This is a genomic window from Roseobacter sp. OBYS 0001, from assembly GCF_019654895.1.
Lineage (GTDB): Bacteria > Pseudomonadota > Alphaproteobacteria > Rhodobacterales > Rhodobacteraceae > Roseobacter > Roseobacter litoralis.
The window spans coordinates 1-24327 of the sequence record NZ_BPES01000015.1 but is presented as its reverse complement, the minus strand read 5'-3'; the positions used below and the strand labels follow the sequence as shown (position 1 = coordinate 24327).

Genomic DNA, 24327 nt, shown 5'->3' with positions numbered 1-24327 from the left:
TGTTTGCTTTCCTACTTTTTGCTGTTGGATCGCTGCAGCTGGGGCAGATGAAGAGCGGTCTCTTGCGGCACGACCTCTGGCCCGAAGCGTCGGACAAGCAGATTGACCGGTGTCAATAAAGAGTTCTGTCGATGCTCGGGGTTCTCAAAAAGGCGCGCGCTCAGGTATGTGACGAACTTGAGTAAACCCGTTGCGCGTTTGCGTGACATGAGCAGTGTTATGGCCTTGGCACGTAACGAGGGCGAGATGGGGTCGCTAAAGAGCGGTTCGAAAATGAGCATTGTGGCAGGCCGCGCTTTGTGCATTCGCTTCATCGTCGCGGCGAGCCGGGTGTGGTTGCCGGATGCCTTGTAGGCCTGACACAGCAGGGTAAGTGCATAAATCTGAAAATCAGATTTTGGTGTACTCAGTTGCTCGGCCTGCAATAAATAATTCTCGGCCATTTCCATGTCGCCGGTGAAGGAGTGTAGCTGTCCAACGATGGCGAGGGACGAGGCGATTGCGGTGTTTGATTTGTGCGCTCGGGCTGCCAGTTCCAACGCCAGATCCCGGTAACCCTGATCGACGAAATACAACAGCTTTGCGGCCATCACCGCTAGTTCCGGCCTCGTTTGTGCATAGTCCAGAGCGTCCAGCACAGATTGTTCAATCTCGGCCTCGTCTGCGGCGCATGTGTCTTCGCCATTGGTAAAAAGGTCGTATCCGTTCAGCACATATTTCGTGTGCAGATGTGTGGCCCACATCATCTTGAGCGCGGGGTCGTCGGGTTGCTCTGTTCTGAGATCCGTCAGCCTGCGGTTCGCAATCTCCCACGAATTACTGTCTTTGGGCAGTTCAGCCGCATGGTGCATTGCGATGGGCAGGGGTGCTTCACCAATGCCTTTCTGGGCGATGTCCTGCCAGTAATTGGCCATAATCAAACGCGTGAGCGTGCGCGATTGAACCGACAGGTTCTGATACCCCTCCGGTCCGGCCTCAATGGGAAAGCGACGCACGACAAAGATGTGGCCGCCGGGCAATCGGCGCGCGGATACGACACATTCAACACCTGAACCGTATTGGAAAAAGCTGATCTGAACGTCGATCTTCTGCCCGCGGGCGACGCTTGCAGAAACCCCTTCAACGTCTTGGGCGATCATAACTGTTTCATCTGGTGGGATCTGACTGCGAAAATCTGCCTGCAGGAATGGGACCAAGGCCAGACCGTTTTCCTCGAATTCACCAAGGGTGGCGAGGCCCTTAAGCGGCGCTATGACGATGAATGCGGCCTCGGCATCATTTGATGCCGACGTTCCGGTAAAGAGCCAGACGTAGCCCTCGCCATATCGTGTCTCAATGAACTTCGGGTTTTTGGCGCTGTCGCGGAGCTTGGCCCGTATTCGGTTGATCAGAAAATCAACGTTTCGATCGCTCTTCTCTGACCCATGTTCGCTGATTGCATCCAGAAGGTAATCGCGGGATAGCACACGGCCAGCGGAGGTAGAAAAAACCGCCAGTGCACGCTTTTCCATCCGGGTGAATTTGACCTCGGTGCCGTCCTCAAACCGCACTGCCGAAAAGTCCGGCTCGAAAATCAATTGTTGCGACAAAGATACCTACGTCAATGATGGATAATCTGTTGGTTTCTTTATCGTAAAGGCGAATTTCTCTTTGTCGAGGATCTTGTCCGGTTCCGGGATTTAAACTTTTACCCCAAGTCATCCTGCCGCGTAACTGAGACGTTCAATAAACCAGCCGATCAGTCAGGTGCCTGCGTATTGTGGAACGGGCTAGTTCAAAGGACGCTGCCCGCTTTTACGCGTGCTGACGAAAATCTCCCAGATATGAAACAGGTTTATTGGCAACAGTATTGCATGCAGAATGAAAATCGGTCCAAGGCCAGCCATCTGGGCGTACACGAGAAACGCGACATTGCTGGCCAGTGCGAAAACCCGGAGCCAGAGTATCGACCGCATCATGAAAGTCGCAACGACCAAAGAAGCTGCCAGATAGCCGACTAAATCGTTCTGTATCTCGAACCACCCAAGTTCTGCCATAGCCGCTCCCCTCAAGACGTTGGCGGTGCGTCCAAGACATCGGGCCCCACTGCTCTAACGCGGTTTTCACCGACGAATGTTGCAGAATTATTTGAGCGTTCATTTGCATCCCATAAAGAGTCACAAGCAGTTACACCGCGCGCAGGTTGCCCGTCTTTTTGTATATCTAAGTGACCTTTGTCCGCCGCATCGAATGCGAGCCCTATACGTTTGCTTCCAAGCCAATCGACGTAATCCAGTCGCGAACAAGGCGCACATACTGCCGGGTGGAGATGTGCAGCCTGTCATGGAAACGACCGGGCTAAAGGTAGCCTCGTTTATCACAACCGTCCGCTGCCGGTAAAAGCTGCCGCTGAAGTCGTAGCCCGTTTACGGGTCCAGAGCCTCATCGTTTTTGTCGACAAACGCAGCGAAGGCATCAGAATAGTCAGGATGCCACCGACTAAGTGCCGGACGGTTTTCTATGATGTCGCCCATGGCCCAAGCCATGCGTTTTTCATCAAGCTCGCGCGGCACATCGTTGTCGGGACAAAGGATATAAAAATCCCCACGATCCATGCTCTTGACGAAGAAATCCGCAGTCTGCTCTGCAGTCCATGCGGCGGGCGGTTTCTCAGAAAGTCCTGTGATGCCGGTAAAGACAAAGCCCGGGATCAGGAGATGCGCCGAAAGCTGGCATCCTTCTGTATTGCGAAGTTCATGTGCCAGCGCCTCGGTGAAGGCTTTGAGTGCGGATTTAGATACATTGTACGCGGGATTTCCGGGCGGTGTCGTGATGCCCTGCTTGGAGCCCGTGTTAATAATCGCACCTGGACGGCCGCGGCTCACCATTCCAGGCGCGAAGACCTGAGTCCCGTTAATAGCGCCCCAGAGGTTGACCGCGAGTATTGATTGCCATGCGTCAAGTGGACCAAGGCAAGAAGAGCCTGCGCCAATCCCTGCATTGTTCATCAGGATATCCGCACCACCGAAGCGGCCGGTTACTTCCGATTCCAAAGCAACAATCTGCTCCCTGTCAGAGACATCTACCGAAGCCACCATAACGTCCGCAGCACCTGCATCCCGAAGGTGTCCTGCAAGGGTGTCCAGCTTGTCCTCGGCGAGGTCAACAATCACCAGCCGCATTCCCATGCCTGCAAACTTCGTCGCCGCAGCCAATCCGATCCCCGAGGCTCCACCGGTTATCACGGCAACCGACTCTGCAGAAAGTGCGGGATGGGTCATAGTGTATCCTCCATTGGTCCGTCATCTTAACCGGTGACGCAAGCGGCGCAAGTTCGGAGCGGTGCAGCGGGCCATTCTCCAACGCCTTCCTGAAAGCGGTCGTTCTCAAATTGCAGAAGCTTATTTCTTTCAAACCAGATGATCCTGAGACCGGAGGTTTGACTGTCGGAAGAGGTCATAGAGTGACCGGGCGTTAAGCACCTGCCTTGAGCCCAATGTTGCTGATGCTGTAATTGGCGCGATTTCTCTCTTCGTCGAGCGCTTGCATCCGTGAAATCAGGGACGCATCCATGCTGCCATACTTCGCCCGCCACTTATAAAAACTGGCCGTACTCATCCCATGTTCACGGCACAGATCAGCAACAGGTACACCGCTCTCGGCTTAGTTCAAAGTACCCATGGTTTGGGCTTTCCTGGACCTGGATTGTTTCTTCAGAGTTACCTCGTTCATTATTGATAAAATTATAATGAAAACAGCTATTTAAAGTCAGGGGATGCACCCTAGCACCGAGGGCAGATAGCGGACGTCCGGTGCAGCTGGCTTCATCGTCTGGTTCAGTGCTCAGGAAAATACGTCACTGGTTTCTGAGCTTTCAAGTTCTGCGCCCTCCGCTCTGGCTATTTCGGGATGCTGATCATATTTGCCACCTTTTCTGTTCCGAAATTCGTATCGGACAGGTGCTGGTCTATCCGTTGTCAGACCCTCTTTGCGAGATCGACAATGCCCATTTCAGGAAGACCTACCTCAGGTACTTCTGGGCGGGGTTTGATAACTCCGTGGTCCTGTGCGAGCCAGCTAGATGCAAAACGAAGCGTGGTTAAACGGTCTGGCGAGCGCGTCGTTGTCGCGGAAATATCGGACAAGTCCTAGGCGCTGGTTTACGGGTTAGATTTGGCCGAGGCGCAGATAAAAGACGAGATCCAGAACGCAGATGAAAACGTGTTTAAGCGCGGGTTTGTAGTTGATCTGAATCTAGTCTTCTCTGGGCCGCGTCCAGTCGCTTATTCAGTAATTCACTTGCACCAAGTTATTGATATTGAGTACGAAAGCTAGAGGCGCAACTCTGAAAGACCAATTGCTGCAAGCGACCGCGACAAGAACGCAGCGCTAAACTTTCCTCGTGACAGCTTGTTGCGAATATTCACCTCTTTTTCGTCAATTAAATCGGCGAGCTGAGCATACGTCACCCCCTGCCGCTTCAATTCCGCCTTCAACATATTTGCTGCTTTGGTTTCCCATTCGTTTTGATCTGGCATGTGTCACCTATGTAAGCAAAAGCATCACAAACATTACATAAGTTATTTATTCAATACCTCCACATACTGTATTCATTACTTAGGTAATGGTTAAGACACAAAAAGGCACAGCACTTTCTCCTATCAGCGGCATCACGCACACTTAGCCTCCGCAGCATCTACAAGGCTGGCGAAGAAGCGGCTCACAAAGTGTTCTGTGAAATGCGCTGACCTGAGACAGAAGGCGAAGCGGTTTGCCCGTGCTGCGGTTTTGACGAAGCGTACAAGATCACCACGCGCCGCAAGTTCAAGTGCAAGGCGTGTCACCTCCAGTTCAGCGTTACATCCGGCACCATCTTCGCATCGCGCAAAATGGACTTTGTAGACCTGCTGGCTGCGATCTGCATTATCGTGAATGCGTCCAAGGGCGTATCTATGGTGCAGTTGTCGCGTGATCTGGATTGCCAATACCAAAAGGCTTTCGTGCTGGGCCACAAGCTGCGTGAAGTGATGGCGCTGGAAGTCCACACGGGCCAGGTTCTGGAAGGCCATATGGAGATTGATGGCGCATATTTCGGTGGTCATATCCGCCCCGAAAACGCCAAGGCCGACCGTAAGGACCGTCGCTTGAAGCGCCACTCCTCACTGCCCTGTTTTCGGTGCCAGAGACTTGTTCTTTTCAGCAGCCGCAATCGCGGCCCCTAGCAAGACCAAGGGCAGTGCGAACAGAAAGCTCGTTGAAAGTGACAACCTGAAGATCAAAAGGTCAGCCAAAATTGGCCATATGATCGCGATGTACTCAAATGGGGCAAGCCGTGTCGCTTCGGCGTAACGGAATGCAAGTGTCATTGCGATATGTGCAAAACCGCCAAACAGACCGGAGCCGATCAGCAAGAAAACTGTCCAGCTGCTCGGCATGATCCACCCTGATGGCACAGTAAGGAGAGCGCCGATCATTGACGCCAGCACAAAATAAAGCGCGATTGCCCCCGGGCTTTCAGTGCGGTTGAGGCTGCGCACCATAATCAACGCAATTGCGGCAAGGGCCGCAGATAGAATGGCGAAACCAAAGCCGATGAGGCGTGCGCCGGATGCACCACTATGGCCCAGCTCTGGCCAGACCATGACGATGACTCCGGCAAAGCCAAAGGCAAGCCCGCTGATCCGCCATACTGTCAAACGCTCGCCCAGCAGTACCACTGCGGCGATAGCCATCAGAATTGGCGAGAGTTGCGCAATCAATGTTACTTCGGCAACGCCTAATCGCGCGATGGCGGCGAATGATGCAAACAAAGCGAGCGCTCCAAAGCTTGCGCGGACCAGATGACCAATGGGACGTCTGGTTGCCAACCCTTGTGGGAACTCGCTCCTTAGCCAGAGGAATACGATCAATGGAATCAGCGCAAAGGCGGATCTGAAAAAGACGATTTCGCCAAGTGGCACGTCCTCACTGACGGCTTTGACGCAAATCACCATGCCTGCGAAGAGGACGCCGGACAGGATGCGCAACCCGATCCCGAGCCGTGGGCGATCTGTGTCGGTCATGCCTTGTGGTCCTGCTCTGCCAGTGCATCGCGCAGCTTATCGCCAGCCAGATTGATGGCAAGGACACAGACGACAACCGCGAGGCCGGGCCAGATCATTTGAAGGGGCGTTGAGCGCATATGGATGCGCGCATCCAGCAGCATCGTCCCCCATTCGGGCATCGGCGGTTGCACCCCAAAGCCCAGAAACCCAAGCGTAGATATGCCAAGAATGGCCCGTGCAAACATGCCCGTCCAGACCACCGTCAAGGAAGGCAGCAACGACGGCAGGTAGTGACAGCGCGCAATGCTCAAACTGGACACACCTGCTAGACGGGCCTGAACCACATAGCCGCGTGTCTTTAACGATAATCCAATGGCGCGCGCAACGCGCGCATAGCGCATCCAGCTTGTGACGGTCAGCGCGAAGATCAGGCTGCCTGTGCTTGCCCCCAACACCCCTGCGATCACGACGGATGCGACAAGTTCCGGGAAGGCAAGAAATGTATCCGTGGTGCGCATCACGATCCAATCGACCACCTTGCCGCCAAGAGCTGCGAGCAGGCCCATCAATGTGCCGATAACCAGCCCTAGGACAGAGATTACGAACGCCAGCCCAAGCGACCAGCGCGCGCCGTGCAGCAGCCGGGATAAAATATCGCGGCCCATGGCATCTGTCCCCAACCATGCTTGCGGATTTGGCGGGCTGAGACGATTTGGAATGTCGATCTGCGTTGGGTCATGCGGGGCAAGCATTGGGCCGAACACCCCCAGCCCAACAAGGATCAAACCAAGCAAAACGACGCTACGCATCATGCTCTCCGATGCGTGGATCAAGGGCGCGATAAAGGAGATCAATCAACAAGTTGACGACCACGAAGACCACGGCCGTGACCAGCACCGCCGCTTGCACCTTTGGAAAGTCACGGGCACCAATTGCGGACACGAGGAAACTGGCAAGGCCGGGGCGGGCAAAGATGACCTCAACCACCACCAGCCCCTCCAGCAGGAACGCCAGCTCTAGTCCTAAGACAGTTACAAAGCGGATTGCTGCGTGGGGGGCCACATGATCGCGTTCAATGTCGCGGTGGATCACACCGCGTCTGCGTATGGCTGGCAGGAACGGCTGATCGCGTGCTTCGAGAATGCCAGATCGCAGGATGCGGGTGAGCGATGCCGCGACGCCCAAGCCGAGCGTCAAAGCGGGGAGGATCATATGTGCAGAGGTGCGCGCGCCCATCGCGGGGAGCCAGCCCAATTGCACCGCAAAAAGCAAGATCAGCAGAAGGCCCAACCAAAAGGCCGGGATCGCCACGCCAATGGACGCCACCGCCACAGCGCCGCGATCCAGCCAGCCGCCGGGGTTGCGCGTGGCAATCAGCGCCAGTGGCACCGACACCGCCAAGCCAATAAACAGCGCCGCCAATGCGAGCGGTACAGTATAGGAAATCGCCGTCACCAATTCTGGCCAGACATCGCGCCCGGTCACTGAGGATTGGCCAAAATCGCCGACCAGCAGCGGCATGATCCATGCTTTGAAGGCGGGCAAGAAACCAGCGTCTAAACCTGCCTCTGCACGGACCAGATCAATCACTTCCGTAGAGACAATCGCATTGTGCCGAGCCATCGCGATCGCCAATGCAGGATCACCGGGCGCATGCCACAGCAGAGCAAAGGTCGCGAGTGCCGTTCCCGTGAGGACGACAACAGCGCGCAAAAGGAGGCTCGCCATGATCCCGATCATGCGACGCGTTCCAATGCGCCAAGGGCAAAGGCGGCGTCACGCAGGGTCTGGCCATAGGCGGTCTGCGGAGCGTGCACAAAGGCGCGTGCGGGTGTGATCTCTTCGAGACGACCTGCCCGCAGGACCGCAATGTCATCTGCGAAAGCCGCAGCATAGCCGAGGTCATGCGTCACGATGAGGGCGGCAAACCCTTCCTCGCGCTGCATCTGCGCGATCAGACGTGCGGTGTGTTTTTGGGTGACCGCATCCAATGCGGAAAGCGGTTCATCAAACAGGACCAACGGCGGGGCTGCGATCAGCGCGCGCAAGATGCCAACCCGTTGCGCTTGTCCGATTGAGACCTCCGTGGGGCGGCGATCTAGAAGGTCAGGCGCAATCTCCAGACCTGAACACAGACGTGCGAGACGGTCTTCATGCAGCGCCCGCACGGGCTCCATCACAGAGTGGCGGAGCGACATGCGGGGATTGAACGCGCTGCGCGGTTCTTGCATGACAAGCGCGGGGCGGCAATTGCGCACTGGTTTCGCGTCCCACGTCATTTGCCCGGTCGCGCATGGAACGAGCCCCAGGATCGCATTGATCAACGTCGATTTGCCTGCACCACTTTCGCCGACAACAGCGAGCGTTCGCCCTGAGGCGAGCGACAAGGATACATCTTTCAACGTCACAACTGAACTGCGTCTGACACAGACCTGATCGACCTTTAGCATGGCAGTTGCAGCCAGTTGCGATGTGCACAAAGCGCCTTGGCCGCCTGTGTCGTCGGAGCCATCAAAAACCGGTCGGTCGGGGCGTCTTCGACAATACGTCCGTCGTCCATGACCATCAAACGGTGTACCCTGCGGGCCGCGAGGCCAAGGTCGTGGGTGATCAGCAAAAGCGCCGTTTGACGATCCTTCAGATACGCATCCAACAAATCCATCGTGCCTGCCGCCACAACCGGATCAAGCGCCGACGTTGGTTCATCCATCACCAGCAATTCCGGCGTGCCGATCAAGGCCATTGCGATAACAAAGCGTTGTTGCATGCCCCGGCTCCACCCCCATGGGCGCTTGCGCAGATCACCGCCTTCAATATGCAATGCACTGAACAGCATCTGTTGGCGGATTGGGTCAGAGGAAAGTTTCAGCGCGCGTTCCGCTTCGCGCCAGTGAAAGGCCATTGACCGCAAGGGATCAAGCGCCTCGTCGGGGCTTTGCGGGACATGCGCGACGCTGCCACCTTCGGCGCGCAAATTATCAATCAACACATGGCCCAGCGTCGATTTTCCTGACCCCGACGCGCCAACAAGCCCGACGCGTTCGCCGGGCCTGATGACGATATCAGTAGGATGAAGAATGGTGCGACCCGAGCGGATAACGCTCAGGCCAGTTGCCGTGATGGTCATTCGGTCATTTTCGTCTCATGCGTGATCCAATAGGTCTCTGTCGGGTGAACCGCATAGCCGGTCAAGCCCGCGCGTGCGACATTGGTTTGACTGACGTGAAAGACTGGGATCATAGCCGCATCAGATGCGATGATCTCTTGAACGCGGTCGTATATCGCTTCCCGCCCCTCTTGATCAAAGATCGTGCGGCCGTCGGCCAGCAACTGGTCCAGTTCTGCGTTCTCGTACCCTCCGGCGTTTGACCCACCGGTGGATTTCAGCAACTCCTCAAGGACCGCGCCGGGGTCACCTTGTGGTGTCGTCACCCAAGCCTGCAGGAACATGTCCGCATTGCCTGCCGCAATTGCATCGGAACTGGCCCCGTATTCGCCAACGCTGATCGTGGCTTTGACGCCGATGGCTTGCAGAAAGGCTTGGGTCAGCTCCGCCGTTGGCGGCAATGCAGCCCGGGAGGAATACGTCACGATGTCGATTTCCAGCGGCGCACCATCGAGCATCCATGTACCGCCCTCTTTGACAGCGCCTGCTTCGTCCAGCAGGTCCTCGGCCAAGGCCGGGTCAAAAACCGGATCAATGTCTGCCGCCCATCCCATACCTGCCGGATACACCGTACCCGCGGGGACGCCACCGACGCCAGAAAGGGCGGCTTGAACGATCCCGTCACGGTCGATCGCGGCAGACACCGCGCGCCGGATCAACGGGTTGGACATAGGGCCGCTGGCCGCATTTACTGTGTAGAAATAAAGCCGCGCAGTTGGGGCCGCAAAGCCCAGTGCGCCGGTTTCCTGAATGCGCGCGAAATCCGTTTCGGGATAGTTGATCACCATATCAACTTCGCCTGCCTCAAATGCCAAAGCGGATGCGCCGGGATCGGGGATGCCGACGACGCGCACTTCTTCAAAACCCGGTACACCAAGGCGGTAGTCGCTGTTTGCCGCGACGCGGTAAAGCTGATCAGGGATTGCTTCCTGGAAAACATAAGGGCCGGTGCCGTTAATTGGGTAATCCTCTGATGCAGCCCCAAGAATGGCAATGCCTGGCTCTGACAATGTCCATGGGAAGGCCGCATTGGGGCTGTTTGTCTCGAACACGACAACCTTATCGCCGTCCGTCGACATGGACGCAAGGTCAAGCAGGTTCGCGATACGCGCGTTGTAGCCCGTGTGACTCTCGACAGAGATCGGTGTGATCGCATCCACCACGGATCGCGCAGTCACGGGGGTGCCGTCATGAAAGGTCAGCCCTTCGCGCAATGTGACACGCCAGGTCGTTGGCGAGGATTGCGCGATCCCCGCTGCCAAGCGGGGATAGAGGTCCAATTCATAATCGATCCCCATCAGGGTTTCGGTCACGCCAGTTTGGTTCGACATCCAGCCATTGTAGCCAGCCCGGGGGTCCGGGACAGGATCACTGGAAATGAAGCCGACGGCAATATTGAAGGTCCCTTCCTGCGCAACGGAAGGCAGGGCGGTTGAAAGTGAACAAATGGCAACAGCGGCGAGCCGTGTCATGAGAGACATAGAGAATTCCTTATTTTGTTGGGAGGGTCGCGCGCTTATCGCGGGCGAGCGTTTGAGCCTCAGAGCGGTGTAGCAAAGCAAGTGCGTGATCAGTGGTGAGCCCTTTCGCCTGCGCGCGCTGCCAGATTTTACGCGCCGAAGTGGGCGACCACGGCAATGCCGCTTGGGAAAGCCAATGTCGCAGCGGTGTAGGTAATGCGTCGTAGGTGTGCATGGGATCAACAGACCGGCGCCGCCTGCGCAGTGACGTTTGACCAAGATTGCGGTTCATGCCGCCGCCTCCGCACGCCGCCAAAGCGGAAAGGGATCAACATAGTCTGGCAACGCATCGAGGCTGCTGGCGACCAACTCCGGCACAAGGCAAGCATCAAGTCGCGCCTTTATCGTTGCCCAATCTATTCCCGCCCCAATGAAGACAAGCTCCTGTCGACGGTCGCCCCAAGGCTCCTGCCAGTGGGCCTGCATATAGTTTCGCGCGCTTTCGTCCTCGGGCCAGCTATCCTTTGGAACTGTCGCCCACCACGTCCCAAGTGGCTTGACGCTCGACAGGGATCCGGCGAGCGAAAACTCGGCGACCCATTCCGGGCGCGTCGCAATCCAAAAATGCCCTTTGGCGCGGATAACACCGGGAAGATCGCCGTTCAGAACCTCCAGTACCTTTTCTGGAATGAACGGTTGCCGGGCGCGATATACATACGACGCCACGCCGTATTCCTCGGTTTCAGGCGTGTGATCGGCAAAACCGTAGAGTTCTTTGGCCCACATCGGGTGCTCATGCGCCTGTACGAAATCAAAAAGACCGGTATCGAGGATCGCTTCAGCGGCGACATCTGAATGATCCGTTTCAATGATCCGCGCGTCGGCGTTGAGGCTACGAATAATCTTGCGTGCCGCATCCACGCGTTCAGGGCCTGCATCGGTGACTTTATTCAGGACGACGACGTCAGCAAATTCGATCTGATCGGTGAGCAGGTGGACCAGAGTACGTTCGTCCTCATCGCCCATTGTTTCGCCGCGATCGCTCAGGAAATCATGGCTGGAATAATCATTCAGCAGGTTCACCGCATCCACCACCGTGACCATTGTATCCAGACGAGACACATCAGCGAGGCTATCGCCGCGCTCATCGCGGAAATCGAAGGTTGCGGCGACAGGAAGCGGTTCAGAAATACCCGTGGACTCTATCAGTAAATAATCAAAGCGCCCTTCCGCTGCGAGCCGCCGGACTTCGTCCAATAGATCATCACGCAGCGTGCAACAAATGCACCCGTTCGACATTTCGACCAGCGTTTCATCCGTCCGACTTAGTTCCGTGTCAGCTCGCACAAGGTCTGCATCGATATTCACCTCAGACATATCGTTGACGATCACCGCAACCCTGCGGCCTGTCCGATTGTTCAGCACTCGGTTGAGTAGCGTGGTCTTTCCCGCGCCCAGAAAACCTGAAAGTACCGTGACGGGAAGGCGTGTATCTGACATGTTCGGCTCCATTCGCTGCTCTACAAGTCAGGTAACTTACTCAGTTACTAGATTGATGCAACAGAGAATGTTACGTTAACCTCCATATTGGAGAACACCCGCCTATGAAACGCAACTCACGTCTGTCGCTCGCACTTCACACCCTTGGCCATATGGCAGGTGATCCCGCGGGAGTGCGGACCTCAGCGGATATTGCTGAGCATGCCGGGACAAATCCAGTTGTTGTGCGCCGCGTCCTTGGAAAGCTGCGCGAGGCGGGTTTGCTAACCTCTGAAAAAGGACATGCGGGAGGATGGCGTCTTGCACGTGAGCCCCATGAGATCACCTTGGCCGATGTTTATCTGGCGCTGGATGAAAGCCTTGTTGCGACGGGTGAACAAGAGGTTGCCTCCTCGTGCTCGGTAGAGAATATCTTACAAAGAAAAGTGGCGTCGGTCTTGGAAGACATTGAGCGCAGTTTGGTGGAACGACTGGCTGCAACCACAATCGCCGAAGTGCGAGAAACTGGACCCGTCAAACACGGCTGATCCGCAGGGAAATCCAAAGTAGGGGACTGTTGCGTTAAAGTTCGTGGGCCAAAATTATACAACTGAACGCTGATTTTAGGCAGCCTCCTGAAAGAGTTTATGCATGAATGCAATCTCGCCTTTAACGCGTGGCTGCTTGTTGTGAATGTGGTCTCTCTTGAGTGCCCTTATCGTCTCGATCCCCGCTAACGTCGCCTGCGCAGATCGCCTTACGATATGTCGGTGCCTTGCCCGTGCAAATAGATACGGGTCGATGCAAACGCACCCGTTCAATGGCTCTATTTAGAAAGGCTTTGGCGTCTCGTCTTGCTGTGAGGCGAAACTCCACCAGTTGATCGTTCGCATCAATTGCGCGCCACAGGTACCGCCATTTTCCACCGGCCCGTATGTAGGTTTCGTCAACATGCCAATCGAGGCTGCTGCGTTTATGGTGCTTCTCAGTTCGCTTGACCAATTCAGGGCTAAACTTTTGAACCCAGCGGTAGACAGTAGACCGATCTACGTCCAGGCCCCGTTCTGCCAGCAGATCAACGAGGTCTTGGTAGGACAACTGATATCGCAGATACATCCGCACGGCACGCAGAATAACTGCAGCCGGAAATCAATGTCGCTCGAACGGCTGTTTACGCGGCACGATAGGGTCCTTTCGCTACGCTCACTCTGACAAAACTAGGTTAATGCAACAGTCCCGTTTCAACAGACTGCGACAAGCTCTTTTATGTGGTCAATATACCCACAAAACAGGCAGCCAAACCGAAAGCGGTCAGTAAGGCTCGGTACAACCAACGGGGTTTCCCGATCAGCGCGTATGAAAGACATGTAAGTCCGATGCCGACCATCAAAAATGCGCTCAATGCACCTGTTGTGTTGGTTGAAACGCGGATCAGATCGGGGTTTGCAATCATGGCAAGCGGAATGATGTAGAGCCCGAGGCCGAGCGCCATAGCCGTCAGTGCAACCCTGAGCCAGTTTTCCCCAATCATCCCCGCGGCTATGAATACCGCGCCACAGACAGGGGGTGTGATTGTGGATAACAATGCGAACCAGAATACAAACAGATGTGCCTGCAACGGCTCAAGCCCCAGTTCGATCAACGCAGGTCCCGCAACGGACACGCAAATGACGTAGGCTGCCGTGGTGGGGACCTCCATTCCGAGCAAGAGGCATGCCAGCGCGGTAAGGAACAGCGCGGGCCAAAGCGAACCGCCGGACCCCGAGATGATGACGGAAGTGATTTTGATCCCCAAACCAGTGATACCGAGCACGCCGATGATAATCGATGCGCAAATAATAATCGCTGCGATCATGGCCACCTGTTGGCCGACAGCCAGAAAAGCGTGACCCATACGGTCAAACCCCTGGGCGATGTTCATGCGGGGTGTTGCGTCGAAAAACAGCGCTGCCGCGCCAGTAAAAATTGCCAATACGGCCGCATATTGCGGCGTAAACCCTGCAACAAACATAGCCGTGAGCAGGACCGAGAACGGCACCAGAAAAAACCCGGAGGTGATCAGCACCATGCGCGCGCCGGGGCGTTGGTCCTTTGGCACTGCCTGCAAATCGAAACGCTGCGCATAGGCATTGATGCCCATCCATACGGTCAGAAAATAGAGGATCGCAGGCAGGAGTGCTGCCAACATGATCTGCGTGTAGGGCACTCCGGTCAGTTCAACCATCACAAAGGCACCAGCCCCCATAAGAGGCGGCATGATCTGACCGCCTGACGAAGCCACAGCTTCGACTGCAGCGGCGAGGCGCTTGGGATAGCCCAGTTTGGTCATCGCAGGTAATGTAATCGCACCTGTTGAGGCCACATTGGCGGAGGCCGAGCCCGAGATGGACCCGAAAAGTGCCGACGAAATAACCGATACTTTGGCCGCACCACCCGTCAGGCGGCCCGCAGCGGCAGAGGCCACATTCATGAATCCCTGTCCCGCTTCGCCCGCGTTCAGCACCGCACCAAAGATGACAAAGATTGCGACAACACCAACCGATACACCTGTGAGGCTGCCCCAAAGACCGCCTTCAGCAACAACAAGAGTGCCGAGAAAGCTGCGCAAGGGCGTACCGGCATGGCCAAATTCACCGGGGATATGTTGCCCGTACAAACCGTACATCAGCGCGCAAAGCGCCACCGCGGGCAATGGCCAGCCAATCATACGCCGCGCGCCCTCCATTGCGATCGCCAAAAGTGCGATCGCCAGCGCGACCTGAAATCCGTTTTCCAAAAACCCGTATTGGTTGCGCAGGACCTGGTGGTTCAGGGCGATCCAGATACAGGCTGACACACCGATGAGCGTGATGACGAGACCCGACCACCAGCCCGCGTGTGTCTTGGCGGCGTATAGAAACACCCATGGCAAAATGAGCGCCATGTGCAGGGGACGCGCTATGAGGTTGGGCACCAATCCGTAAAAGATCAACCCGATATGGAACACGGCGGTGACCATGCCAAGCACGATCCACACGCGGCCAGCGCTGGGGGAAAAGGATGTCATGGAACCAAAGAGCCTTATCCCCATTTACCGTGGGAACAAGGCCAACCTGCTACATATGTGCGTCGTTCAGCGACACACCGATTTCTTTGTAGTACCGGATCGCACCGGGGTGAATCTGCGTCGTAATATTGCTGAGCATATCGGCGGAGACCCCGGCCCACCACGCCGTATCCTTGGCCATGTTCTCGCGCGTTTCCCAATAGGTTTTGGTGAGCATATACGCGGTATCGTCGTCCATTTTGGTCGTGGAATAGGCGACAACGGGCAAAGACGTCGTTGTGATGTCTTCAGTCTGGCCGGTATACGTCCCGGCTGGAATTGTCAGGCGCGTGCGCTTTGACTGCGCGATCTGTTCATCATTGAGCGACAGGACGGTAACGCCGGTAGAGGCCGCCGCTTCGATGACGTTCGGTGCTGGGAAGGAACCCGCCGTGACAAAACCGTCGATTTGTCCGTTTTTCAAGGCGTTTACAGCATTCGACAATTCTGAATCGGCGACCGTTACCTTGCCTTCAAGGCCAAACAGCTCGAGGTACTTCGCGCCCTCACGTGCTCCGAATGAGCCACTGCCCAAAAGGATCGTCTTGCCTTCCATCTCGGCAAAGCTGGTGACGCCGCTGTCCTGCGACATGACAAAATGCATGGTCAGGGACGGGATTGGGAAAAGCGCGCGGATCTCTGCAAAGGCTGGATCGCTCTTGCCCTCGAACATGGCCTTGCCGCCCTGCGCCAGACCAACCAACGCAGGCGGCGTGGTAAACACATAATCACCACCGCGCGCGCGGACCTCCATCACATTCTGCACCGAGCCTTGGCTCTCTTCGACGGTCACGGAAATATCGCCGCCCGTACCTGCCTTCATCGCTTCGGCGATTTGTACAGCCATCTGGAAATACGATGAACCCGCTTTGGCGGATTTATAGGTCACGCGCGTCTCGGCCGAAGCGGTTGTGGTTAGTATCAAAGCAACGGCAGCAGCCGCGCCGATAGATTTCATAAGTGTCATTTGATATCGCTCCCTGTTTCCAGCGAGACAATATTGTTTGGCAAGGTAATTGCAAGCTAAGCCATCAGAGTTTGTCCCGCGTTCGTTTACTGCATGAAATCTCAAGCCGCCTGAGCGTTTTTTCCAGAAAAAAGGGCATTTGCAAACCGGGGGGGGAGTATGACCGTGGCTTACGCGCGCCGTGTTCGGTGACCATTGTCATAGCTTCCAACTCAAAGAACTCACGCGGGCCACCGATATAGCCACCCTCGCGGCTTTTGAGGGTTGGCTCTGAACCAGGCATCAGCAAGCTGCGGATCTTGTCGGCCGTCATGGCAATACGCACCTGTTCCAGCGGAGTGCCTTCGCCAGGACCGTAAAAGCTGAGGGCCCCGCCGAGGGGACGGAACCGTGCTTCGGTGCGAAAGGCTTCCGAGTTGTCGCGAATTTGGCGCTGAAATTGTTTTCGTCTGCGGCTTTCGCGAAACCAACAGAAGCAGGTCCCGAACCGAGACCAAGACCAAGACCAAGACCGCCGGTAGACACACCGTGGTAGTGTCGCAAAGTATTCGCTAGGTTAAGAACGCTCCTTCGCTGAACACATTTATCCAGCGAGTGTTGCGAACTGCGCGAAGCCAGATTGCTCTAACTGGTCAAACTGACCTTTCCGGATCATGTGTGCTACTTCAATCCCCGCAAGAGTAGCCGAAGCTTAATTCAGCGATTTGAGGGTCTGCATAGGTCGGTCCAGTTTCTCAATGAAACGGTGATCCTGCTTGATGATATTGTTGAGGTATTTCGTCCGTCGATCCGTGTTGAACCAACACCAGCCGCACATCACCAGCAAGCAATTCATATTGAATAGTCCCGTCGTGTTCGATCCGCTATTGTCAATGACAACCTTGTCCTGCCAGCCGTTGTTGCCAATGCCCTTTATGAAAAACGCGGTCGCTGCGGCCTCGTCGCGCCGCTCAGACAGCATGAAATCAAGGGTTTTTCCTTCCTTGTCGATCGCTCGGTACAAATATGTCCACCCGCCTTTCACTTTAGTATACGTCTCATCTCTCACCTGGCATGGCTTTGCATAGCAACGTCCCGTCGAAGCTTTCTAGCGATGCGCTTCTTCGGCAATCGCACTTGCGTATTTCTCGATCCGCCGATTGAGTGTCGCATGATCCAAATCGACACCGCGTTCGGCTGTGATTTCTTCGAGGTCACGATATGATACTGGAAAGCGAACGTAGAAATATACGGCATATAGAATGAAGGATTTCGGGTACTGTGCGCCGTTAAAAATGATCAGATCTATCAGCCTGTTACCGTGTTCGAAAAACGAGGCTGCTAGACTGCGGCGCAAGGCAACGCAACAAAATTCAGAAACTTTGCGACACTACCGGTGGCAGCCCGTAGAAGACATTGCCGTCATTCATCTTCAGCGGGATGAATGCCCTCGCTGTACGTGCAAGGACATTATGCAGTGACACAAAAACGGACATCATGAGAGCTTGAAACGGCTAATGTCCCGAACTGTCCCACGCGCTTTAAGCAAGCTTCAAAGCATGTCGCAAATCTGAAATTGACCTTGCAACTATGTCATGTCTCGCGTCAGCGACCAAGAAATTGATCACTTCGACAATACGAAGCGGGTTAGCGTTAGCCAGTCTTGCCTTGCTTTGGTATTTGCACAGCTGTTTCTAAAAATTCATCCCTGAATGGGGATGGTTTACCGTAGAAAAAACCTTGCAAGGTGTCACACCCCAGATCTGACAAGAATTTTGACTGCTCGGCTGTCTCGACACCTTCTGCGGTAATTTTCATATTCAGCCTTGCCCCCAGCATCACTACGGACTCGATGATTTCTCGTGACCTTTCGGAGTTCCCATCTAAAGCAGCCACAAAGGACCTATCAATTTTCAAGCGATCAAAGCCATATTTCCACAGATAGCTAAGGCTGGAAAATCCAGTGCCAAAATCATCCATGGCGATCCGGACGCCCATGTCACGCAGGCAATCAATTTGCATTTCCACAGACATACTGTCCTCAAGCAGTAAAGACTCTGTGATTTCTAACTCCAGCTGGTGCGCTGGAAAGCCTGTATCCTTGAGCACAGTACACACGGTGTTTACCAACTCTCCACTTTTGAACTGGATTGGTGATAAATTTATGGCCAGCATCTTGTCGCTCTCTGCTTCAGCGACTTTTTGGATGGCGGTTTGAATTGTCCATCGACCTATTTCTTCAATTAACCCAAGGTCTTCTGCAACGGGTATGAACACTGAAGGTGGTATAAAATTATCATTGTCGTCCAATAGGCGGAGCAATGCTTCGTGGCCAATGATCTGCTGATCTTTGCTGGACACCAGTGGTTGAAAATAAATCTCAAATTCGGAATTTTCAGTTGCATGGCGAATACGTGATTCCAGCGCGTAGCGCTGCTTAAGCTCCTCTCCCATTTCGGTTCCGTACACCGCAAAGTTGTTTCGCCCAGACGTCTTTGCGTGGTACAAAGCGGTGTCGGCGTTTTTTAGGATCACGTCTAAACCGTCTTCTGCGTTGATTTCGGCGAGGCCAACGCTGACAGAACCGGTGATGCTGGCGTCTTCGATGTCGATTTGTTTTTTGCACATTTGGACAATCGACCTGACCCGATGCGTCGCGTCCTCAATTGAGAGGTTCTGAAAACCAATCACAAACTCATCCCCGCCGAACCTTGCGATCAGATCTTCTTTTCGGCAGTTTTCACGAAGTACGTCCGCTACATTTGCCAAAAATGCGTCACCTATTGAATGGCCGTGCGTATCGTTGATTGCTTTAAAATGATCTAAGTCCAGATAGCAGGCCACCGACAAGTCATTGTTTTCGATGTGTCTTTTTGCCTGCATCGAAAACTCCCTTCGATTCAGCAAACCAGTCAGGGGGTCGAAGCGGGATAAAAACTCGGCATCCTTGCGCGACCGCTCGGTCAACGTACGTTGCAAATAATATGCTGAACATGGCACCGCAAAGATAAGGCCACAAAACAACATGAGCATAAGCCCAAAAGTTTGAAAGCTTTCTCTGAAATATGCAGCGGTAGCGGTTTGATCAACGTATACTTCGACAATCGCAACGACCTGGCCGTTGCCATCAAATAGAGGAATATATGCTTCAGCATAGAGGTCAGGACGGTTGGGTTTATTGGTGCCGTCGAAAACATCGACAATTGGCGCTCCGGTTGCGGCCACTTGCATTGGCTCCAAGTCCATCACATCTGCCGTTCCCATATAACGACCCGTTGATACATCGTCTGAAATCAACGACAGACGACCATCTGCCGTGAACAACTTGAATCTAAATACGTCACCAATGTTTCGAATATCTTCAATCGTGGCTCGCTGTTTTTCGGTGGGCATGCCGCTCTCTGCCAAATCCTCGATATCCGGAATTCGCGACGCCATGAATTGTCCCCATTGCGACGCCTTGTCTACTGACTCTCGAAAGATCACGTTGTCTACCGCCCTGCCTACTCCATAGGCAACCGAGATCCAGATCGCTGCCGCCGCAACAACACCAAATACAACAAAACGAAAAACCAACATGCCAGTACTCCGGAAATGGTAAGAACTCAAAGACCAGTTCGCGTTTTAAAAAGTGTAAATCCGGGTCATCAAAGTAATTGGAATTTTAGTTTCATCTCTCTGCAATTGTTCGAGCGAATTTGAACAAAGCCTCTGGCATTCTGCAGCTCCCGGCAACTGCCGTGAGTGTCCCCTTTGGTCGTACAACGCAGATCTGAAAATGCCGTTTTTTCTCCCGAAGGGCCCGCTATCGAAACTTTGCAAAGTCCGCATCCTGCGCTTAGCTGCCTTTGATGCACACTGCAGCAAGCGCCACTGCGGATTTAGCTCGATGAACGACCGCTTTTGCCAAGTTGAGGCTTGATCCTTGCCGATGCAGCGAATGCGCACTTTCCGCCCTGACAACCTATCGTAGTGACCATGAGCCGATCACAGTCGTAAGTACCAACCAAAGTACTTATGGCACAACCGTGAGGTCGAAGAACTTCAAACAGACTACGCCCGAGGGATGCTTTGGGGGATACATCTTCTCGAAAACCCTTCAAGATAATGTAATATATGTATTTTTACTGAATAAGTGGTGCCCGGGGGCGGAATCGAACCACCGACACGAGGATTTTCAATTTTCCTAGGTTCCCATTCAAACTCTAGCAAGCTGGTTCAAGCCGACGCAAAAAGTGTTTAGCTTCAATACGATGTGGTCTTCAATCAAGATCAGAGCGACCCAAACCATTTCACTGTAGCCCGGTATTTTTGGCACCCACGATGCACCCAACGACTCTGCAAATGCTAATCAAGGAATGTACGAAGACCGCTATGAAATGGTACGGTGCAATCCGTAGCATCGATACTGGACAAGTTGCAGCCTTTGGAGCACTTTGTCGCCATTCAACGACAACCATGAGGAAGAGATGTTGCGTTATTTTAAATTGCTAACGACAGGCTTTGTAGCCGCTTTAGGACTGACTTGCATTTCCACCAGCGTTGCCGCGCAGGCGCTTACTGCTGAAGAGATATCCCGGATGCTGGATGAGCAGGCGGCGACGCCCAATCCTTATGCCGCGCTTCTGAATGACCCTGACCCGCAGCGCAGTATGGGCGCGATGAAAATCATGATGGAAAGCGGCGATCCGCAGTTGATTTCCTTGGCAAAGGAATTTGGCCTTCTTTCATCAAATCCTCGGGTTCAAAAAGAAGCTTTGGGGTACTATCTTGCCACGCGCCCCAATCTTGCTGTTCAATTTGATCTGTCGAAAGAAGATGGGGTGAGCTCTTCATTTTTGAATGCGTTTAGAGCTACGGAAAACCTTCAACAACAAGCTTTCACCACGTGGCGCATCGGAGAATACGATAACAAACAGCAGTGTTTCGTATGGGATGGAGACGACGATTGTATGTTCAAGATCAACGCAAACGGTGTTTTCATCGAAGGTTCTCATATTAAAGCGCAATTGAGTATAACGCCAGAGGGCGCGTTGTTGGGTGTGGCAAGGCTGGGATGGATTGATAACCCATCCCCGATGCAGATCACGCTATTAGAATAACTTTCATTGTACCGAAACTTGGTTCAGTGCCAGATCACCATCGTTCCAAGCGCTTCGGATGGTGATTTGGACCCACCGCGCGTTTCTTGGTGCCAGCCGACCGGTGTCGAAAAAACCGTCCGGTCGCATTTCTCCTTCAGTCCATGGGCGAAAACGAGTTCCTTCTGGGTCAACAGCAAGAGACACGGAAATCACCTTGGGAACAGCGTACGGCCCGTTGCTGGGTGAGGTTATTCGAACACGCGAAACCGGCGTCGTAGAGGATGCTTCAAGACGAAACATCAAGACGACCGGTCCGGACGGGTCTGTAACAAAAAGCCCGTCCGAAGTTACGTTCCTAAGACCATATTGAGGCAGGCTTGCCGGACTATTGGTTTTGAATTCAGCAAACGGCAGACCTTGAAAGGTACCACTTTCTTGACTGAAGCTACCACTGCTTTGAGAAGAGAATGCGCGCCCTTGCTCTGATAAAAAACGGTTGATGTTGAGGAATATCTCCTCTGATCGAATGAATGTGGCAAACGCCTCCCCGTCCGATTCAATTGCCATTCCAATGGGCTTATCATTGACGAAGGCGAAACTTCCAGACGTGCCCTGCGCAATGGCATCCCTATCTTCGACAAGTTCGCCCGTAAAGTATAGATAGTCGCGGTTAATGACCCTGATAGGAAGTCTTTCGTCTTCGCCACGAGCATTTACCCTCAGCATCAAGGCGAGCGCAGCGTTCCGCGTCGTCGCTGTTGGATTAAGGTCTCCCAATGACGCAGTACATCGCTCATCAATTGCCCCTTTGTCGATAAAGGCTAAAGCCAAATCCATTCCTTCCCAAAAGGGCGTTTGAACATTTGCTTGGTCGACTTGAACAGGCGCCGACGTGCTGACCGATATCCTAGGCAGGTCGCCTGCAACGTGTTTTGGCAAGGCGGCATAGCAATTGCCAGCGTGCTGGAACATCCAACCAAACCCCCACTCACCCTCACCGTTTTGAATACGGACTGACTGTGCCCAACCTGCATTGGCACAGAGAAAAAAAACGACTATCAATAGCCTTAGCGTGGGGAACTTTATGCCAAAATCTAACTTACTCAAAGCAATCATGTTTTTTTCTCTTGTGTTCACGTCTTCAGGGCATGCTCAATCTGTCGAGCTCGCAACAGCACCGGATCTCAACGAAAGCCTTCAAAGCACCGCAAAGATATCCGGCAGTATCGTGAGTGGATTGCAAGTGCAAAAAGGCCCAACTTCGGAAATTGTGATAGAAGCCTTTGTGCCGTCCACATGGTCCGGCGAGACCATTTGTCTACGGGTCGTAACGGTAGATGGTCATTACGAAGCATCGAATGAATATCTCGTAAGTGATGATTGGCAGGGCGGCATTTCCAAGCTGTTTTACCCGACGAGACATGCGGATGTTTTGGCACCGAAACCGACAGACGCGATAGGTTTGCGGATGACACGTGGCGCATGTTTGTCAGAGATGCAGGAAGCAACCGTCGCCTATTGGGACGGCGCAAGAGAAAGACCCATCTCCCTCCTCGTGAATTCCTTTCAGGCGGAAGCCGTCTTTGCCTATTTCGGAGACAGCACTTCGCCGGTTAAGTGTGAACCCATTGATTTGGACGGAAAGTCGGCATTTGATTGGAACTGCATGTTCGATTCAAGCGTCGGGAGCGGTCCGGTCGACGTGCAAGTGTTAAGGATAAAAAATGGGCAAGCCGCACCATCAACCAAATTGGTGATTTGGTTGCCAGAACAATGAACGGATGTCGTGGTGGGTTACAATAGCTTGAAGGGTGTTCATGTCGTTCTCCCAACTGGCTTCGTCGCGAGGATGAAGTCGCCGGCTCAGCTCGTTGTTTTCGTTATCCTTGCGGCGATCATCTTCCTGATGATCCTCGCGGTGTTCAGCCAAAGTCGAAGCTATTTAATTGAGGCAAACACGGGTGCTGCGTCAATAATTTTTGGAGACGGAGCCAACGAGTGGTCTTTGCCGGATAGCGTAATGTGTGTTTCAGCAGAGGTTCCAACCATTGCAGACAAAGGCGAAAATAAGCCTTGCAATGTAATGCAGCGGAAACAGGGCGACAGGCGCGAGATCATAGTCGATTGGGAGAGCAATACTGAAGTAAGGCTAACTGTTCACTCGGTAGATGGATTGCGGATCGAAACCATTTCCAGCGAGCAGAAGTTTCCTCCGCAGGGAAGCGTGATCATTGTGCCCAAAGATGCTTGGACCACTGCTGGTGCTCTTACCTTTCGAGCTATCGTCACCCTGGGCGACGACATGCGAACCGGTGTTCAACAGTATTTAAAGGGGGGGCGCTGGGAAGCACGAGATGCTGGATTAGCCACTGGCTTGCTGCGAAAAACTACTGAGGTGGTAAAGTCCGGCGAGCTTTCTACTGGGGCCAAGGTGAGGGTCTTAGTTTACGACCAGCCTGCCAGGACTGTACGAGCAGCACAGACGTACGGACACCTATTACCCACTGCAGCATATGACTCCATGTCGATCACTCTGGTATCTGAACTTGGTGATACATTCTTGTCAGTTCGGCATTTTGGAGTAGCTGAAGCAGTCACACTTAAGCCCGATTGGATCGACATCGCTATATCGAGTTCATTGTTTTTGACCGCCACGATAATGCTGACAATTCTAGGTGCGGCAGTTCAAATTGCGTCCCAACTGGGCTCGAAACGTGGGACTCAAGAGGTTGGCCAGCGGTCAGAAAATACAGACAATCGAAAAGATTAAGCAGAATTAGATCAATAAAATATTGGTTTTGCGCTGCTTCCAGCACAGGTCGAGAAATCTACAGGGCCTATGCCACGCTCACACCGCGCAGCAGGACAAGATGTGCCGCCTTACCGCATGCTGCGACTAGCATGAAGGTCCGATGTAGCGCGAAAGTTACCCACAGAACAGTTGATTTTCAGGTTCCTACCACCCACACTTTCATTGCCGCAATATCGGTTCAAGGGAGTATGGATCACAATGAATGATGAGAAAAAGATGACCTGCTCCCCTTTGAGTCCGCTAATTTACGTTAGCTCTGTTCGGGTTTTGGT

At 53.9% G+C, this 24327-nt stretch carries 22 protein-coding genes and 4 pseudogenes; 5 read left to right on the top strand and 21 right to left on the bottom strand.

Annotated elements, in window-relative coordinates; genetic code table 11:
* Positions 1-11: 11 nt before the first annotated feature.
* The 6 genes and pseudogenes from K5Q35_RS19760 to K5Q35_RS19740 all read right to left on the bottom strand — a co-directional run bounded on the left by K5Q35_RS19760 (position 12) and on the right by K5Q35_RS19740 (position 4517).
* Positions 12-1589 (bottom strand): helix-turn-helix domain-containing protein, encoded by a 1578-nt coding sequence (locus K5Q35_RS19760; protein WP_220801084.1) that lies wholly within the window; start codon positions 1587-1589, stop codon positions 12-14.
* A 180-nt stretch (positions 1590-1769) separates the two neighbouring features.
* Positions 1770-2036: a hypothetical protein gene (locus K5Q35_RS19755; RefSeq protein WP_220801083.1), complete on the bottom strand. Its 267-nt coding sequence runs from the start codon at positions 2034-2036 to the stop codon at positions 1770-1772.
* A 169-nt stretch (positions 2037-2205) separates the two neighbouring features.
* Positions 2206-2337: pseudogene (locus K5Q35_RS22745) on the bottom strand (integrase); the annotation flags it as partial.
* Positions 2338-2405: 68 nt separating this feature from the next.
* Positions 2406-3260, bottom strand: a complete 855-nt coding sequence (locus K5Q35_RS19750) for an SDR family oxidoreductase (RefSeq protein ID WP_013960897.1) — start codon at positions 3258-3260, stop codon at positions 2406-2408.
* Positions 3261-3498: 238 nt separating this feature from the next.
* Positions 3499-3660, bottom strand: a pseudogene (locus K5Q35_RS19745) (transposase); the annotation flags it as partial.
* A 650-nt stretch (positions 3661-4310) separates the two neighbouring features.
* Positions 4311-4517, bottom strand: a complete 207-nt coding sequence (locus K5Q35_RS19740) for a DUF6471 domain-containing protein (RefSeq protein WP_220801082.1) — start codon at positions 4515-4517, stop codon at positions 4311-4313.
* A gap of 156 nt (positions 4518-4673) precedes the next feature.
* Here K5Q35_RS19740 and K5Q35_RS19735 point away from each other — a divergent pair.
* Positions 4674-5141 (top strand): annotated as a pseudogene (locus tag K5Q35_RS19735) (transposase); the annotation flags it as partial.
* On the opposite strand, the gene K5Q35_RS19730 reads toward K5Q35_RS19735, so the two are convergent.
* The 8 genes from K5Q35_RS19730 to K5Q35_RS19695 are packed head-to-tail and all read right to left on the bottom strand — an operon-like array spanning position 5139 to position 12149.
* On the bottom strand, positions 5139-6041 hold the full coding sequence (locus K5Q35_RS19730; RefSeq protein WP_220801081.1) for a DMT family transporter: 903 nt from the start codon (positions 6039-6041) through the stop codon (positions 5139-5141). The pseudogene K5Q35_RS19735 and the gene K5Q35_RS19730 sit on opposite strands and share 3 nt — an antisense overlap.
* Positions 6038-6832 carry an ABC transporter permease gene (locus K5Q35_RS19725; protein ID WP_220801080.1) on the bottom strand — a complete coding sequence of 265 codons (795 nt, stop codon included), beginning with the start codon at positions 6830-6832 and terminating at the stop codon, positions 6038-6040. Before K5Q35_RS19725 ends, K5Q35_RS19730 begins: the two co-directional genes overlap by 4 nt.
* Complete coding sequence (locus K5Q35_RS19720; protein ID WP_259650608.1) at positions 6825-7751, bottom strand: ABC transporter permease; 927 nt, start codon at positions 7749-7751, stop codon at positions 6825-6827. The genes K5Q35_RS19725 and K5Q35_RS19720 overlap by 8 nt, the downstream gene beginning before the upstream one ends.
* An 8-nt stretch (positions 7752-7759) precedes the next feature.
* On the bottom strand, positions 7760-8473 hold the full coding sequence (locus K5Q35_RS19715; RefSeq protein WP_220801078.1) for an ABC transporter ATP-binding protein: 714 nt from the start codon (positions 8471-8473) through the stop codon (positions 7760-7762).
* Entirely contained in the window at positions 8467-9150 is a 684-nt protein-coding gene (locus K5Q35_RS19710) for an ATP-binding cassette domain-containing protein (RefSeq protein WP_220801077.1), read from the bottom strand. The genes K5Q35_RS19715 and K5Q35_RS19710 overlap by 7 nt, the downstream gene beginning before the upstream one ends.
* On the bottom strand, positions 9147-10670 hold the full coding sequence (locus K5Q35_RS19705; RefSeq protein ID WP_220801076.1) for an ABC transporter substrate-binding protein: 1524 nt from the start codon (positions 10668-10670) through the stop codon (positions 9147-9149). The genes K5Q35_RS19710 and K5Q35_RS19705 overlap by 4 nt, the downstream gene beginning before the upstream one ends.
* Positions 10671-10680: 10 nt before the next feature.
* Positions 10681-10941, bottom strand: coding sequence for a DUF6525 family protein (locus tag K5Q35_RS19700; RefSeq protein ID WP_220801075.1), 261 nt, complete (start codon positions 10939-10941; stop codon positions 10681-10683).
* Entirely contained in the window at positions 10938-12149 is a 1212-nt protein-coding gene (locus K5Q35_RS19695) for a GTP-binding protein (RefSeq protein ID WP_220801074.1), read from the bottom strand. The genes K5Q35_RS19700 and K5Q35_RS19695 overlap by 4 nt, the downstream gene beginning before the upstream one ends.
* Positions 12150-12253: 104 nt before the next feature.
* On the opposite strand from K5Q35_RS19695, the gene K5Q35_RS19690 reads away from it, so the two are divergent.
* Positions 12254-12676 carry an Rrf2 family transcriptional regulator gene (locus tag K5Q35_RS19690; protein ID WP_220801073.1) on the top strand — a complete coding sequence of 141 codons (423 nt, stop codon included), beginning with the start codon at positions 12254-12256 and terminating at the stop codon, positions 12674-12676.
* A 121-nt stretch (positions 12677-12797) separates the two neighbouring features.
* Here K5Q35_RS19690 and K5Q35_RS19685 read toward each other — a convergent pair whose 3' ends face one another.
* From K5Q35_RS19685 to K5Q35_RS19660, 6 genes and pseudogenes are all read right to left on the bottom strand, one after another.
* Positions 12798-13244 carry an IS6 family transposase gene (locus K5Q35_RS19685; protein WP_259650607.1) on the bottom strand — a complete coding sequence of 149 codons (447 nt, stop codon included), beginning with the start codon at positions 13242-13244 and terminating at the stop codon, positions 12798-12800.
* Between the two features lie 148 nt (positions 13245-13392).
* Positions 13393-15174 (bottom strand): TRAP transporter fused permease subunit, encoded by a 1782-nt coding sequence (locus K5Q35_RS19680; RefSeq protein ID WP_259650606.1) that lies wholly within the window; start codon positions 15172-15174, stop codon positions 13393-13395.
* Between the two features lie 49 nt (positions 15175-15223).
* On the bottom strand, positions 15224-16180 hold the full coding sequence (locus tag K5Q35_RS19675) for a TAXI family TRAP transporter solute-binding subunit (RefSeq protein WP_220801071.1): 957 nt from the start codon (positions 16178-16180) through the stop codon (positions 15224-15226).
* Between the two features lie 64 nt (positions 16181-16244).
* Positions 16245-16493: a hypothetical protein gene (locus K5Q35_RS19670; RefSeq protein WP_220801070.1), complete on the bottom strand. Its 249-nt coding sequence runs from the start codon at positions 16491-16493 to the stop codon at positions 16245-16247.
* Between the two features lie 270 nt (positions 16494-16763).
* Positions 16764-17462, bottom strand: a pseudogene (locus tag K5Q35_RS19665) (IS6 family transposase).
* A 350-nt stretch (positions 17463-17812) separates the two neighbouring features.
* Positions 17813-19738 (bottom strand): bifunctional diguanylate cyclase/phosphodiesterase, encoded by a 1926-nt coding sequence (locus K5Q35_RS19660; RefSeq protein WP_220801069.1) that lies wholly within the window; start codon positions 19736-19738, stop codon positions 17813-17815.
* An 857-nt stretch (positions 19739-20595) separates the two neighbouring features.
* Here K5Q35_RS19660 and K5Q35_RS19655 point away from each other — a divergent pair.
* Positions 20596-21261: a hypothetical protein gene (locus tag K5Q35_RS19655; protein ID WP_220801068.1), complete on the top strand. Its 666-nt coding sequence runs from the start codon at positions 20596-20598 to the stop codon at positions 21259-21261.
* A gap of 3 nt (positions 21262-21264) precedes the next feature.
* Here K5Q35_RS19655 and K5Q35_RS19650 read toward each other — a convergent pair whose 3' ends face one another.
* On the bottom strand, positions 21265-22359 hold the full coding sequence (locus K5Q35_RS19650; protein WP_220801067.1) for a hypothetical protein: 1095 nt from the start codon (positions 22357-22359) through the stop codon (positions 21265-21267).
* On the opposite strand from K5Q35_RS19650, the gene K5Q35_RS19645 reads away from it, so the two are divergent.
* Positions 22328-23020: a hypothetical protein gene (locus K5Q35_RS19645; protein WP_220801066.1), complete on the top strand. Its 693-nt coding sequence runs from the start codon at positions 22328-22330 to the stop codon at positions 23018-23020. The genes K5Q35_RS19650 and K5Q35_RS19645 overlap by 32 nt on opposite strands.
* Positions 23021-23032: 12 nt before the next feature.
* Complete coding sequence (locus K5Q35_RS19640) at positions 23033-24013, top strand: hypothetical protein (protein WP_220801065.1); 981 nt, start codon at positions 23033-23035, stop codon at positions 24011-24013.
* Positions 24014-24327 lie beyond the last annotated feature (314 nt).

Bases quoted from the DNA above. Each gene is read 5' to 3' on its own strand.
- K5Q35_RS19675 (WP_220801071.1), bottom strand. From the start codon at position 16,180: ATGACACTTATGAAATCTATCGGCGCGGCTGCTGCCGTTGCTTTGATA.
- K5Q35_RS19650 (WP_220801067.1), bottom strand. From the start codon at position 22,359: ATGATTGCTTTGAGTAAGTTAGATTTTGGCATAAAGTTCCCCACGCTA.
- K5Q35_RS19750 (WP_013960897.1), bottom strand. From the start codon at position 3,260: ATGACCCATCCCGCACTTTCTGCAGAGTCGGTTGCCGTGATAACCGGT.
- K5Q35_RS19710 (WP_220801077.1), bottom strand. From the start codon at position 9,150: ATGACCATCACGGCAACTGGCCTGAGCGTTATCCGCTCGGGTCGCACC.
- K5Q35_RS19730 (WP_220801081.1), bottom strand. From the start codon at position 6,041: ATGACCGACACAGATCGCCCACGGCTCGGGATCGGGTTGCGCATCCTG.
- K5Q35_RS19700 (WP_220801075.1), bottom strand. From the start codon at position 10,941: ATGAACCGCAATCTTGGTCAAACGTCACTGCGCAGGCGGCGCCGGTCT.
- K5Q35_RS19685 (WP_259650607.1), bottom strand. From the start codon at position 13,244: ATGTATCTGCGATATCAGTTGTCCTACCAAGACCTCGTTGATCTGCTG.
- K5Q35_RS19720 (WP_259650608.1), bottom strand. From the start codon at position 7,751: ATGGCGAGCCTCCTTTTGCGCGCTGTTGTCGTCCTCACGGGAACGGCA.
- K5Q35_RS19725 (WP_220801080.1), bottom strand. From the start codon at position 6,832: ATGCGTAGCGTCGTTTTGCTTGGTTTGATCCTTGTTGGGCTGGGGGTG.
- K5Q35_RS19660 (WP_220801069.1), bottom strand. From the start codon at position 19,738: ATGTTGGTTTTTCGTTTTGTTGTATTTGGTGTTGTTGCGGCGGCAGCG.
- K5Q35_RS19740 (WP_220801082.1), bottom strand. From the start codon at position 4,517: ATGCCAGATCAAAACGAATGGGAAACCAAAGCAGCAAATATGTTGAAG.
- K5Q35_RS19645 (WP_220801066.1), top strand. From the start codon at position 22,328: ATGCCAAAATCTAACTTACTCAAAGCAATCATGTTTTTTTCTCTTGTG.
- K5Q35_RS19715 (WP_220801078.1), bottom strand. From the start codon at position 8,473: ATGCTAAAGGTCGATCAGGTCTGTGTCAGACGCAGTTCAGTTGTGACG.
- K5Q35_RS19680 (WP_259650606.1), bottom strand. From the start codon at position 15,174: ATGACATCCTTTTCCCCCAGCGCTGGCCGCGTGTGGATCGTGCTTGGC.
- K5Q35_RS19695 (WP_220801074.1), bottom strand. From the start codon at position 12,149: ATGTCAGATACACGCCTTCCCGTCACGGTACTTTCAGGTTTTCTGGGC.
- K5Q35_RS19755 (WP_220801083.1), bottom strand. From the start codon at position 2,036: ATGGCAGAACTTGGGTGGTTCGAGATACAGAACGATTTAGTCGGCTAT.
- K5Q35_RS19690 (WP_220801073.1), top strand. From the start codon at position 12,254: ATGAAACGCAACTCACGTCTGTCGCTCGCACTTCACACCCTTGGCCAT.
- K5Q35_RS19705 (WP_220801076.1), bottom strand. From the start codon at position 10,670: ATGTCTCTCATGACACGGCTCGCCGCTGTTGCCATTTGTTCACTTTCA.
- K5Q35_RS19670 (WP_220801070.1), bottom strand. From the start codon at position 16,493: ATGACGGCCGACAAGATCCGCAGCTTGCTGATGCCTGGTTCAGAGCCA.